Origin of the sequence: Lapidilactobacillus gannanensis (assembly GCF_003946675.1) — a bacterium.
GTDB lineage: Bacteria > Bacillota > Bacilli > Lactobacillales > Lactobacillaceae > Lapidilactobacillus > Lapidilactobacillus gannanensis.
This window is the reverse complement of record NZ_RHOT01000051.1, coordinates 1-13,184: the sequence shown is the minus strand read 5'-3', so window position 1 is coordinate 13,184 and position 13,184 is coordinate 1. Positions and strand designations below refer to the sequence as shown.

Below are 13,184 nucleotides of genomic sequence, written 5' to 3'. Positions count from 1 at the left end.
AAGGCTGCTCAATGCGCCAATTGACCTTAACAGGGATTCAAGCAATCCAAAACGCTCTGAACCAAAGACCACGAAAGATTCTCAACTATCAATCGGCAATCGCAGTCCTGCCAGACTTTGATTAACCAGACCAATAACTAAGAATAGGTCGGAAGTGTTGCACTTGATTTGACAATTCGGGGAAAAATTAAATCTGAATTCAGTCGGATGAATTTATTAAAATTGTGATCAGTCTAATTGCGTGGGGGGATTAGTTGTGAGCTACTGGCAAAAAATAAGTAAGTTAATAGTAACACTGGTTCTCTTAGGCGCAATTATTGGTCAAGTGACACCAAATGTGATTGCAGGAAGTGCTTTATCAACCCAAACTGTCGCTAATAGTGCGATTGCTGAATCTGGGCAGCTTGAGCAAATCAATCAGGCTGTTAATAGTACTCCCAGTTCTGAATCAACTTCTGATTCTAGTTCGGAAGCATCATCAATAGAAGATGAAGCTAATGATGAATCAAACACTACTGACAATGGTTCAGTTAGTGAAAATCCAACTGAGGAAGTCAGTGAAAATGATGTGGTTGAGAATGAAACTGAAGTTGCAAACTCTGAAGAGACTGAAACAGAGACAGAAGTGGATCCGGCAGCGGATAAAGATTCAAAAGCAGCTCTTGAGGGAGAACCAGCCGCACCAACATCTGCTGATGGTGTTAAAAAAGCCAGCAGTAAGGGCATGGTTTTTATAGTTGCCCTTCGTAATGGTTTCATTAATCAGCCACAAACGGAGCAATATGTTGTTGAAGGTAGTGAAGTGAATTTAGACAGTCAAGTAATTGAAATGGGGATTCCCATTCTTGGCAGTAATCCTAAGATTGAGGGTTATATGTGGGAATACAATCAAACTACAAAATCTTGGTATCGGAGTGAGACACCTACTGTCAAGACAACTGCCAATGGCTTAATAAGCAGTCGTTATAACGCTAAGCTTCGTTATGTTGATGGCAATGCTTTGCAACCAGGCTACTATTATTTCCAATTTCGTTACACGAAAAGTTCTTTACTGGGGACTAACTACTATTCTAAATTGGTAAAGGTGGTTGTTCTTGAAGGTGAAGTACCAGCAACGGACTTGAGTATTACACCGGAATCGCCGGTTGTCTTTCCATCGATGGATTATGAAGCAAAGGCTAATCTAACACCATCTAATTCCACCAGTGTGGTTGCTTGGGATGACAACAGTCAAGTCGATTTTGAACCGAATGCTGGTCGTTCTGTTGATTTCAATGTCAACAAATCAGTTATTGCTTCAAATATTAATACCAGTACAGAAAATCCTGGATTGCCGATAACTTTAGCAGCTAATACGAATGGCTTAAATGCGGACACCACTGTTTATGTGGGTGGCCTCAAGGCTAAGAGTATTGCCATAGATCAGGCGGAGCTTTATGGAATGACCTGGAGTGTTAGTGGCTTGGATAAAATCACGAAAGAGTTTTATGAAAGCGATGTGGATGAACAGGATGGTTTAGAGGCGCCACCATCTGCTAATTACAGTTGGAAATACTTCTATAAGAATGATAAGGGAAAGTTTGTTAGTGCAGATATTCCTGGAGCAATTAATGGTAGTGGACAGTTCACTAATCCTAATGAGCTGAATACAACACAACTATTGACTATTCCGCCAGGAGCAGTGTTCTTTAACGCTGCCAGTGTTGCTACCAGCATGAATGATGATTTCTATGCGCAACTAACAATCACTTTGAATTATAAAAAGAATCCAATTACCATTACGACTAATCTTGCCCAGATTGAGGTTCGTGGCCGAATCGGTAACCTTACTTTAGAAGCAGTACCAAACTTTACTTTTGTTGGTGTCACGGCGGCTCAAATTTATAACGGTAATTTAACGACACCTGGAAAACAACCAGTTTCCCAAGGTGACACGGAAAACACCTTATCGATTATGGATACGCGGCCTAATGATCAGGACTGGCAATTATCTGCCGAAATGGCACCGTTTGCTGATCGTGATGGTCAGACTTTCAATAATTTAGGGCTACGACTTAATGGCTTGACTGATACTGGACCAGTGATTAATGCTGATGGTACTGAATATGCGGTTCTTAATAACACCCAACATGCTTCTGGCGAGTTTCCGGTGACAGCGAATCTGTTGATTGGCACTAATCCAACGGCACAATTACAAGAAAACCTTGGCTTCACCTCAACAATTACATGGAACTTAACTTCCAGCACGCCAACTTCACCAGCACTATAAGTAGACTAACAAAGATACCATGACGCAAGTTTGTTTGTGTCTGGTATCTTTTTATTTGAGTTTGCCACTAAGCTAATTAGAAAATACTAGGGTAATTATGGTAATTAAAATGGGGCAACTTATTATGGCGTTCGCAATTTTAAATTACCCTACGCAGTCTCCCACTGCACCTTGCAACTTAAACGTGCTCACACTGGTAAATGGTTATGTGTAATTTAATTAATTGTTCGATCGGTTTCACCGCTCAATCAATTAATTGAAATTACACTACGCCAAAAGCCCATCCCACCTCGCAACTTAAGCTATTCAATGTTATAATCAGGAGGATTGACATATCATGCTTGGTTCAGTTCTTTTGGGGGCTGGTCAAGAAATTCTGATTGAACGAGAGGTAGTTATCATGACAGAAGCAATTAGTTTACGGGCAGGCATGACCTTCGTTAAGGACGGCAAGCTCATTAAAGTTATCGAGAGTAATCACCATAAACCTGGTAAAGGTAATACAGTGATGCAGGTGAAATTATATGATGTGCGCGCTGGTTCAACGATTCAAACAACCATGCGTCCTAGTGAAAAAATCGAATTAGCAGTTGTTGAACGCAAATCAGTTCAATATCTATATACACAAAATGACATGGCAGTTTTCATGGATTTGGAAACTTACGAACAATATGAAATTCCAGTGGCTTCAATCGCCCATGAAATGAATTATTTGTTGGAAAACATGACTGTAGAAATTGAATTTTATGGTTCTGAAGTCATCGGGGTTACTTTGCCAGGAACAGTTGATTTGGTTGTCACTGAAACACAACCTTCAATCAAGGGCGGCTCTGTAACTGGTAGTGGCAAACCTGCTACTTTGGAAACAGGTTTAGTCGTTAACGTGCCAGACTTCATCTCTGCTGGTGAAAAGATTCAAGTTAACACAAGCGATAACTCATATCGCGGTCGTGCTCAAAAATAATTCGTCAAATAAAATAGTGTCTAGTTGGTTCACTCAATTAAAGTGATGCACAACTAGGCACTGTTTTTTTATGGTCAAATTTGACAAGCACTACCGAAAAGATGACGCGACGAGGATCAGGGTATTTCAGTTAAGTTCTCGTTTGATCACAAGGATTCTGCCCATCAGTTGTCTGCTGATTAGTTTTTATTTTTTGGGCGGTCCAAGGGGAAATCAGAGGTTTAAATGGTGGAATGCTGAGAACTGCCAATGTAAAGCAAACGTATTTTAAAATTGAGAGACAGCTGCCAATTTTTGAAACTTGTGGGGCGATTACTAGCGGTAAAAATAGTTGGTCGAAACTGCCAAACAGGTTGTGGGCCATTTCTTTATAAATTGAAGCCGTTGGTGTGAAAGAGAAATAAAGAATTGCAAGGAGCACTAAAACAGCAGTGATTCGCAAAGTTAATAAATAGTTGGCAACGCGAATGCTTTTGATCACTAGCTCGACTAGTGCTTGAATGGATAGGATCAAAGCAATGGTTAAAATCAAATCCTGAACTTGAATTAAATTAAGCCGTTTTAATTTTTCACCACTTGATTTTAACAATTGTTGATTAAGTCCAGCTTCCAAAACGCTACGTTCTTGCCAGCGAAAAATAAAATCGGCTATGAAAAGCAATAATGAGCTGATGAGGCAACTCCAGGTTACCTTAGTTAAGTGTGGACGCGTTGGTAAAGTTGGGTGTGTCAGTGGCCATAGTCCAAGCTTCCTTTAAATTCGATTTATTCACAAGTATAACAAAAAAATCATCATTAAAGAATAATTAATTGCGAAGAATCAATATTTCACTGGCTATTATTGTCGATATAAAAAAGCTGTCCACTCAATTCAGAGTAGGACAGCTGCTTGATAGTGATGATAATTAAAATATCTTTAAGCGGTTCAGTGGCCAGTATCGCAATTTAACGACGCCGTTGATTGAGGATTTTTTAATGAAGCCAATTTTACGGCTATCTTTCGAAACCGGTCGATTATCCCCCATCACGAAGTAACTATCAGCTGGTACAGTGTTGCGATTAAAGAGTTGTTGCAAAGAGAAATCTTCAGTGAAATCATTGCCAGTATTGTACTCAGACAAATAAGATTCGTTCAATTTCTTGCCATTAACATACAGCTGATCGTTTTTAGCGTAAACCTTGTCTCCGGGCAAGCCAATTACTCGTTTGATATAGAGACTTCCTGGTTCATCAGGCGCGTTCAGAACAACGATGTCACCGCGTTTGATTTTGCCAAGACGGTAAGTGATCAGACGATCGCCATCATAAAATGTGGGTTGCATTGAAGGACCAGTAACCACATCTTTAGCCAGTACATAATTGAACAGTAAATTGACCCCAGTAAACATGACGATTGCAATAATAATTAATTCTAATAGCCATTTAATGAAACTAGTTTCTTCTTTTTTCTGACCTTTGTTTGTTGTATCTTGTCCGTTTGTCATTTAGCTTACCCCAATAAAATTGTTTCGCAGTTATTTTCACTACGATTTCATATTATCATTGTCTAATTTTCACCAAGAAAAAGCAATTATTTCGCCACATCTTATTGAAACTTTAGAGTAACTTCATGATTATTTCACTCGGAGTCTTCTCAATTGACGGGTGGGTAGAGATGGGGTTAAATGAAAGCAGAATTGGGGATGATTAAATGATAATGAAAATGAAACGACAAGTTTTCGGATTGCTGCTTGTGTTAAGCAGCTTGGTCTTGTTATTAGTAGGTTGTTCAGCAAAAACAGCTGCGGTTTCAAAAAAAGCGGGCAGTGAAATTGTACCGACGCTCTTTTTTCACGGGTATGGCAGTAGTATTAATGCTGAGCAACAAATGGCTAATGCCGCAGTTAAGGCGGGTGTCACGAAAACAGTGATTCAAGCAGAGGTTGCCGCGAATGGTAAAGTAACTTTGAAGGGGAACTTTTCAGCCAAGGATCGGCATCCAATTGTCGAAGTTGGATTTATCGATAATAAGAATCCTGACTACCATCAAGGTGGTAAATGGGCGCGGAATGTTTTACAAGCGTTACAGAAACGTGATCATATTCAAAAGGTTAATTTAGTAGGCCATTCCATGGGAAATATGGCCACCACATTTTATATGTTGGATTATGCCGATAATAAGCAGTTACCGCAAGTTCAGAAGCAAGTTGTTATTGCGGGTCATTTTAATGGTATTTTGGGTCGGGATGACCAACCCAATCAAATGGAATTAGCAGCCAATGGTCAACCAGCCAAGACAAACGCGAATTATCGTGAATTGGAAAGATTGCGTCAATCATCAGTTTATCAGTCAGTCAAAGTCTTGAATATTTTCGGTGATTTGGACGATGGCACCCATTCTGATGGGGCAGTGAGCAATGCTTCCTCACAATCATTGCGTTATTTAGTTGCGGACCAGGCTAAATCATATCAAGAGCAGCGAATTGTTGGTCCTGATGCCCAGCACAGCAAGTTACATGAAAATCAACAAGTTGATCAAATCTTAATTAAATTCTTGTGGAACAAGTAGGAAAGAGGCACTATGATGACGCAAAACCAAGCGGTCACTGAATATATTCAACACTGTCCTCGTGAGCGACAGGATGTTTTAAATCAAATTCGAGAAATTATGTTGGCTAGTTTACCGGAGGCTGAAGAAACAATGAAATATGGGATGCCGACATATTATTATCGAGAGAACTTAATTCATTTTGCTTGCGCTCAGAAGCATTTGGAAATTTATCCAACGCCGAGTGCAATTGTGCACTTTGCCAAGGAATTGGCCGGATACAAGACGAGTAAGGGGGCAATTCAATTCCCATATGATCAACCAATTCCATACGATCTCATTCAAAAAATTGCTTTATGGCGCCGAGCCGAGGTATTAGCGAAGTAGCTGGGCGATTTTGCGAACGCAATCAGCGTGTTAAGTCTAAAGTTAGTTTAAGGCAGAATAGATAACAACTCCGTTACGGCCGCCGGGGTGCGGAACGTAAAATAGTGCCAAGTCTTCCCCAATTTAAGAAGGTGGTTGCTGGGCGATTTTTCGGGCGTGGAACGGCGTGGGCGTTGATTTAAGCTTTTTCTGCGAAAAATCTTAAATACAAGCCTTATTCTAAACGGTAAACCGTTAAGAATAATTTCACTGCTTCTCGCAAAATCGCTCGTACGCAAAGAAAGCCCCTTACCTGACGCCAATCGCCCAGCAACCAACAGATAAAACTAACAGAACTGAGCACCAATGTAAGAAAACCAGCTTGCAGTGACCAACAAAGCCTGTGTGACAATCTTTCGAGATGGAATTGAAAGATATCATACAGGCTATTTTTTTATCGTACTATTCAATTATTGCTGCTGAGTGAATTAAGTTGCTCAATCTTGCTGCAACTGCCTTAATCACTAACAGGGTAAAGGTCACCAACTCAACTCCAGACGAAATGGAGGGACCGGGTTGTCAGCCAATGGTTTTTATTTGCGCCCGAGCTTGCGAGTAGCAGCCAAATTTGTCTTACTGCTTTAGCAGTTAGACAAAGGGTTGTATTTGAGATTGTTGCGTAGCAATAAGCTCAAATCAATCCCGGCCGCGTTCCACAACCCGCAGCCCGGAATGCAGTCAGAACCGTTTCCGTTTCAAAAACTTCACCAGGTTTTAGCTTTTGTGGTGCTGAAACGTGTTCGGGATGCCAAATGGCTACGCCTAACTTAATTATTTGCTCGATCTGGTTTCACCAGCTCAATCAAATAATTGAAGTTATCCTACGCCAACTATCCGCTGCTCCTCACACTCTTGAAATTGTACTAGTCATGAGCTTGGTTTTCACTTATAATGAAGGGTGATAATTAAACGGATGGATTTTTAAATTCAGTTAAAGCTATTTGGAGGAACATATGGCAACAAGAGCAAATAATCGACACGCAATGAGATTAATTGCGTTGAATGGTAACTATGCATTGGCAGAAGCTATTGCGAAGGCTGTGGGGACACCATTATTGTCAACTTCAGTTAAGCACTTTGCGGATGGTGAAATTCAAATTAACATTGATGAAACTGTTCGTGGTGATGATATTTTCGTGATTCAGTCTGTTGATGATCCAGTAAATGAGAACTTCATGGAATTAATGATCATGTTGGATGCTTTACGGCGTGCTAGTGCCCATACGATTAATGTGGTGATGCCATACTATGCCTATTCTCGGGCTGATCGCAAAACTCGTTCTCGTGAACCAATTACAGCTAAATTAGTGTCTAATCTAATTGAATGTGGTGGCGCTGATCGTGTGATTGCACTTGATTTACATGCAGATCAGATTCAAGGTTTCTTTGATATTCCAGTTGATCACTTACAAGGATTACCTTTATTAGCTAAGTATTTTGAAAAGAAACACTTAGAAGAAAAAGATGATATCGTTGTGGTCGCACCTGATCATAATTCGACTAAACGGGCGCGGGCTTTGGCAGAATACTTGAACGCGCCAATTGCAATTGTTGACAAGCGTGATAGTAGTCCTAGTGTTGATCCTTTGGACATTATTGGTGATGTTGACGGCCGTATTTGCATTATTGCTGATGATTTGATTGATACTGCTAATCGGATGGTTTGGTCCGCAAACTCTTTAAAGGCTGCTGGTGCTAAAGCTGTTTATGGCTGTGCCACCCATGCGGTCTTCTCCAAAGGTGCACCTGAAAAATTACAGGAGTCAATTATTGAACAAGTGGTTGTCACTGATTCAATTCGGGTTCCCGAAGAAAAAGAATTTCCAAAATTAGTTCGTTTGTCAGTGGCTGATTTGTTTGCTAATGCAATCGAAAAAATTTACAATAATGAATCAATTCATGCCTTATTTGATGGTAAACATTAATTTTTAACTGTTGAGTAATGAATGAAGAAGGGTGATGTCAGTCGTTGGCAGCACTCTTTTTTTAGTGTTTGAAATGCCCCTTTTTTGATAAATGTTCGGTATAATAATGGTGGTAACGCTATCAAAATAAATGAGGTGCACAAATGAATTGGGGAGTTATTGCAACTTGGCAAATGGCTCATGATGGGGTTGTAACTGCCAGTGAAATGCTAAAAGATGGGGCAACGGCTGGAGATGCTGTGGAACGTCTAATTCAAACAGTTGAGAATTGTCCTGATTATCAATCAGTAGGCTATGGTGGCTTGCCGAATGAAGCGGGCGTTCTCGAAATGGACGCAGCTTTTATGGATGGCAATACTTTTAAAATTGGTGGTGTTGCCGGCATTCAGGACGTGACTAATCCGATTTCGGTGGCGCGCAAATTAAGTGACGAACAGTTTAATAGTTTTCGTGTTGGCGCTGGAGCCACTAAGTATGCATCACTAGCGGGCTTTGCCAAACAAAATATGTTAACCAAAAAAGCTCATGACGATTGGGCTGAGCGTGTCAAAGAAGTCGCTGCCAATAATTTGAGTCCCTACGATGGTCATGATACTGTGGGTGCCGTGACTTTAGATACGGCTGGTCAAATGACCGTTGGCACGTCAACGTCTGGTTTATTTATGAAAAAGCCAGGTCGGGTTGGCGATTCACCGTTGTCAGGTTCAGGATTTTATGTTGATAGTGAAATTGGTGGTGCTAGCGCCACCGGACTTGGCGAAGATTTAATGAAAGGGTGTCTGTCATATGAGATTGTCCGCCTCATGAGTACTGGCCTGACACCACAAGCGGCTTGTGACCAAGCAGTTTATGATTTTGCCGATAAATTAGCCCAACGTTATGGTAAGTGCGGCGCCATGTCATTGATTGCTATGAACAAAAATGGCGAGTGGGGTGTGGCGACTAACGTTGAATTTACTTTCAGCGTCGCCAATGATCACCAAGGAGAACGTGTGTATTTGGCAAATCCCGGTCCCGAACATAACACGGTGATTACGCCAATGAATTAGACTTATTCGTGTCACTTAGAAATAGTCGACAGTCCGCCGGCTATTTTTTTGCAGTCACTTCACTAATAATTTCTAATTGAATCATTAGTTTATAGGTACACAATTGATGCAATATCTGGCATAATGTAACTGGTGCCTGTCCACACGTGGTGGAAGAATTTATCAGCGTGGGGGAGGTGATTTCATGTTTGACAAAATTATTGCGCCAATCATTATTGGTGTGGTTCTTGCGACATACAATTACTGGCTAAGTAATCATCATCGCAAGTAGTCAGCGTAGGCAACATTAGCCTCACCCGTTCAATTACATAATTGCTCGCAAAAAAAGCCACCGACTACGGCAATAGTCGGTGGCTTTGGTGATTCATGTTCGACAAAATTATACTTATAGTATAGCATTGATCTACTGCTACAGCAAGCATACTTAGCGCTAGTCGCGAGAAATTGGTTCCAACTTTGTTGAACAAGCATGGCTGACGTAATAACTTTGCTAATGCTAGTTATCATCTACACAATTGGCTGAACATCTGGCATAATGAATGTGTTGCCCAATCCACACGTTGTGGAAGAATTTATCAACGTGAGGGAGGTGAGTTTATGTTTGACAAAATTATTGCGCCAATCATTGTTGGTGTGGTTCTTGCGACGTATAATTACTGGCTAAGTAATCATCATCGCAAGTAGTCAGCGTAGGCAACATTAGCCTCACCCGTTCAATTACATAATTGCTCGCAAAAAAAGCCACCGACTACGGCAATAGTCGGTGGCTTTGGTGATTCATGTTCGACAAAATTATACTTATAGTATAGCATTGATCTACTGCTACAGCAAGCATACTTAGCGCTAGTCGCGAGAAATTGGTTCCAACTTTGTTGAACAAGCATGGCTGACGTAATAACTTTGCTAATGCTAGTTATCATCTACACAATTGGCTGAACATCTGGCATAATGAATGTGTTGCCCAATCCACACGTTGTGGAAGAATTTATCAACGTGAGGGAGGTGAGTTTATGTTTGACAAAATTATTGCGCCAATCATTGTTGGTGTGGTTCTTGCGACGTATAATTACTGGCTAAGTAATCATCATCGCAAGTAGTCAGCGTAGGCAACATTAGCCTCACCCGTTCAATTACATAATTGCTCGCAAAAAAAGCCACCGACTATTGCACTAGTCGGTGGCTTTGGTGGTCTATGTTCAACAAAATTATACTTATACTATAACATCAGCTGGTAAATAAAGCAAATGATGCTCAGTTAATTACTTTATTACACCATACAAACTGTGTAACGCTGTTGTTGATGTTGTGGTGTTTCGATTTCGTCTAGTACAGCAATGGCATAATCAGCCATACTAATTTCACTCTTACCGTATTTACTAATCAATAATTGCTCCTGACCGACTTTGTAGTGGCCAGTACGCGCACCATTGACTAAGAAATCTTTCGAAGGGCTCAAATAAGTCCAACGAATATTTTCGACATTGCGCAGATAGTCTAATCCCTTGCTCATGTTAGCAGCAGTTGGTTTAAAATCATCAGGGAAATTATCAGTTTCAAAGAGGCGCTGCTCAAGTTTATTGTCGACATACAAACTGCCGGCACCACCAACAACTAATAGGCGCACATTAGTACCAGCGAGAATTTCAACTAAGTGTTTCATGGCTTCCAAATGCAAAGGTTCTTCATTAGCAGGTGCGTTGTATGCACTAATTAATGCATCGAAGTCTTGCACATCTTCTGTGGTCAAATTAAACAAATCTTTATTCAAGAAATGTAAATTTGGTTCAGCTGTTTCTGGCACATGACGGACAATGCCAACAACTTCATGGCCACGCCGTAATGCCTCTTCAGTCAGAAAGTGACCAACATGGCCGGTGGCACCAATAATTCCAATTTTCATAAGTGAAGACTCCTCAATATATTAGACTTGGTAACGGTTTCATCCTCCTTAATCATAGGCGAAAAACTTATTTTTGACAAGTAAAAGAATAAAATCAGCGTTGAAAATTATTAATGTTAAAAGTTATTTAAGTTCAGCCTGGAATTAGCCTACGCGAGCAACCCGTTGCCCTGCACACTCTGTTTGAAACGTGTTCTGGGCAACAAATGGCTAGGCCTAACTTAATTATTTGTTCGATCGGTCTTGCCGCTCAATCAAATAATTGAAGTTAGGCTACGCCAAAAGACCATTGCCCTGTACACTCTGTTTAAAACGTGTTTCGGGCAATAGCTGGTTATGGCTAATTCAAATATCTGCTCAATCAGCTAGCGCTGCTTAATCAGATATTTGGAATTAGCCTACGCAAGCAACCCATTGCCCTGCACACTCTGTTTGAAACGTGTTTCGGGCAACAAATGGCTAGGCCTAACTTAATTATTTGTTCGATCGGTCTTGCCGCTCAATCAAATAATTGAAGTTAGGCTACGCCAAAAGACCATTGCCCTGTACACTCTGTTTAAAACGTGTTTCGGGCAATAGCTGGTTATGGCTAATTCAAATATCTGCTCAATCAGCTAGCGCTGCTTAATCAGATATTTGGAATTAGCCTACGCAAGCAACCCATTGCCCTGCACACTCTGTTTGAAACGTGTTTCGGGCAACAAATGGCTAGGCCTAACTTAATTATTTGTTCGATCGGTCTTGCCGCTCAATCAAATAATTGAAGTTAGGCTACGCCAAAAGACCGTTGCCCTGTACACTCTGTTTGTATTAGAATGTAGCTACTGATTAAAATATTTGGAGGCATTTATGACTTATCCACAATTAGATTTAGCAAATGCGACTGGTAGTAAAGCAACGATTAAAACTAATCATGGGGTGATTGAGATTCAATTATTTGATAATCAAGCACCTAAAACTGTTGCTAATTTTATTGGTTTAGCTAACAAAAATTATTATGATGGGATTATTTTCCATCGCGTGATTCCTGATTTCATGATTCAGGGTGGTGATCCAACTGGCACTGGTACTGGTGGTGAGAGTATTTATGGTGGTGAATTTGCCGATGAATTCTCTGATGAACTGTTTAATTTAACTGGTGCGTTGTCGATGGCCAACGCTGGTCCTAATACTAATGGCAGTCAATTTTTCATTGTTTCTAATGCGAATATGCCTAAGCGGATGCTACAAAGTATGCGTGATGCCCAATATCCTGAAGAAATTATTGCGGCTTACAAAAATGGTGGCACACCTTGGTTAGACCATCGTCATACTGTTTTTGGTCAAGTTATTGATGGGATGGCAGTGGTCCAAGAGATTTCGCGGGTTAACCGCGATGGTAGTGACAAGCCTAAGGAAGATGTTGTCATTGAATCAGTTACCATCACACCAGCAAAATAAGCAATTTTATTAAGTCGGGCGCTATACTTAGTGTCATCACAATTGAGGAGGTTCCTGTATGCATCTACCAGAACCGGCATTATTTTTAAATTTGGTCATGATTGAATCTGACGATAAAGTCCTCGTCGAAAGTCGACGTAAAAAAGATTGGCCGGGGATAACTTTTCCTGGTGGACATGTAGAGCCTGGCGAATCTTTTGTTGAATCGGCAATTCGCGAAGTTAAGGAAGAAACCGGCCTGACAATTAAGCATTTACAGTCAGTTGGTTTGTGCCAATATCCAGACAAAACGATTTTAGGCGCACCTTTTCGACGAGTGATTTATTTTTATCGCACCTCAGACTTTAGCGGTGAAATTCGTTCCGGCCGTGAAGGCGAAATTTTCTGGATGAAAAAAACCGAATTTGCTAAGCTCGAACTAGCTGGTGCCTTGGCGGACTTCATCAAAGTTTTTAATGATCCCAATTTATCAGAAGTGATTTATGATGATGAAGATAGTCCAGCCGAATTCAATTAAAGATAAATAGCATGTGACAAAAGGCGGTCAGCCGGTGAGCATTAACGTAAAATGTCGAACAATTCGTTAGAATTGTTCGGCATTTTTGCGTTCTTATGTAGAAATGCAACCACAAGTTTTACTTGTGGGGGTCAGAGAAGCTTTAGCGAAAAAAACATCCTTTCAGT

General features: G+C 40.7%; 14 protein-coding genes and 1 pseudogene. 12 read left to right on the top strand and 3 right to left on the bottom strand.

Annotation, left to right across the window (positions count from 1 at the left end):
- From EKM81_RS11675 to efp, 3 genes and pseudogenes are all read left to right on the top strand, one after another.
- Positions 1-125, top strand: a pseudogene (locus EKM81_RS11675) (IS30 family transposase); the annotation flags it as partial.
- Between the two features lie 131 nt (positions 126-256).
- Positions 257-2,269 (top strand): WxL domain-containing protein, encoded by a 2,013-nt coding sequence (locus EKM81_RS10405; protein WP_125651420.1) that lies wholly within the window; start codon positions 257-259, stop codon positions 2,267-2,269.
- 400 nt (positions 2,270-2,669) lie between these two features.
- Positions 2,670-3,233, top strand: coding sequence for an elongation factor P (efp, locus tag EKM81_RS10400; RefSeq protein ID WP_125651429.1), 564 nt, complete (start codon positions 2,670-2,672; stop codon positions 3,231-3,233).
- Positions 3,234-3,363: 130 nt separating this feature from the next.
- On the opposite strand, the gene EKM81_RS10395 is transcribed toward efp, so the two are convergent.
- Positions 3,364-3,846: a hypothetical protein gene (locus EKM81_RS10395; RefSeq protein ID WP_125651418.1), complete on the bottom strand. Its 483-nt coding sequence runs from the start codon at positions 3,844-3,846 to the stop codon at positions 3,364-3,366.
- 292 nt (positions 3,847-4,138) lie between these two features.
- Positions 4,139-4,717, bottom strand: a complete 579-nt coding sequence (gene lepB / locus EKM81_RS10390; RefSeq protein WP_125651417.1) for a signal peptidase I — start codon at positions 4,715-4,717, stop codon at positions 4,139-4,141.
- A 218-nt stretch (positions 4,718-4,935) separates the two neighbouring features.
- Here lepB and EKM81_RS10385 point away from each other — a divergent pair, with 218 nt between their 5' ends.
- The 7 genes from EKM81_RS10385 to EKM81_RS11610 all read left to right on the top strand — a co-directional run bounded on the left by EKM81_RS10385 (position 4,936) and on the right by EKM81_RS11610 (position 10,257).
- Complete coding sequence (locus EKM81_RS10385) at positions 4,936-5,781, top strand: alpha/beta hydrolase (protein WP_125651427.1); 846 nt, start codon at positions 4,936-4,938, stop codon at positions 5,779-5,781.
- 12 nt (positions 5,782-5,793) lie between these two features.
- Positions 5,794-6,147, top strand: a complete 354-nt coding sequence (locus tag EKM81_RS10380) for an iron chaperone (protein WP_379880094.1) — start codon at positions 5,794-5,796, stop codon at positions 6,145-6,147.
- A 992-nt stretch (positions 6,148-7,139) separates the two neighbouring features.
- Positions 7,140-8,111 carry a ribose-phosphate diphosphokinase gene (locus tag EKM81_RS10375; RefSeq protein WP_125651415.1) on the top strand — a complete coding sequence of 324 codons (972 nt, stop codon included), beginning with the start codon at positions 7,140-7,142 and terminating at the stop codon, positions 8,109-8,111.
- A 143-nt stretch (positions 8,112-8,254) separates the two neighbouring features.
- Positions 8,255-9,160, top strand: a complete 906-nt coding sequence (locus EKM81_RS10370; protein ID WP_125651413.1) for a N(4)-(beta-N-acetylglucosaminyl)-L-asparaginase — start codon at positions 8,255-8,257, stop codon at positions 9,158-9,160.
- A gap of 184 nt (positions 9,161-9,344) precedes the next feature.
- A complete protein-coding gene (locus EKM81_RS11620) occupies positions 9,345-9,431 on the top strand; it encodes a type I toxin-antitoxin system Fst family toxin (protein WP_125651424.1) in 87 nt (28 codons plus the stop codon).
- 326 nt (positions 9,432-9,757) lie between these two features.
- A complete protein-coding gene (locus tag EKM81_RS11615) occupies positions 9,758-9,844 on the top strand; it encodes a type I toxin-antitoxin system Fst family toxin (RefSeq protein WP_125651422.1) in 87 nt (28 codons plus the stop codon).
- A gap of 326 nt (positions 9,845-10,170) precedes the next feature.
- On the top strand, positions 10,171-10,257 hold the full coding sequence (locus EKM81_RS11610; RefSeq protein WP_125651422.1) for a type I toxin-antitoxin system Fst family toxin: 87 nt from the start codon (positions 10,171-10,173) through the stop codon (positions 10,255-10,257).
- 170 nt (positions 10,258-10,427) lie between these two features.
- Here the strand turns inward: EKM81_RS11610 and EKM81_RS10350 are convergent, their stop codons facing one another.
- Positions 10,428-11,060 carry an NAD(P)-dependent oxidoreductase gene (locus EKM81_RS10350; protein WP_125651411.1) on the bottom strand — a complete coding sequence of 211 codons (633 nt, stop codon included), beginning with the start codon at positions 11,058-11,060 and terminating at the stop codon, positions 10,428-10,430.
- 849 nt (positions 11,061-11,909) lie between these two features.
- Here EKM81_RS10350 and EKM81_RS10345 point away from each other — a divergent pair.
- Both EKM81_RS10345 and EKM81_RS10340 read left to right on the top strand, forming a co-directional pair.
- The gene (locus tag EKM81_RS10345) at positions 11,910-12,500 is read left to right on the top strand and encodes a peptidylprolyl isomerase (RefSeq protein WP_125651409.1); all 591 of its coding nucleotides are present in this window, start codon (positions 11,910-11,912) and stop codon (positions 12,498-12,500) included.
- A 58-nt stretch (positions 12,501-12,558) separates the two neighbouring features.
- Entirely contained in the window at positions 12,559-13,017 is a 459-nt protein-coding gene (locus EKM81_RS10340; RefSeq protein WP_125651407.1) for an 8-oxo-dGTP diphosphatase, read from the top strand.
- Positions 13,018-13,184: the final 167 nt, after the last annotated feature.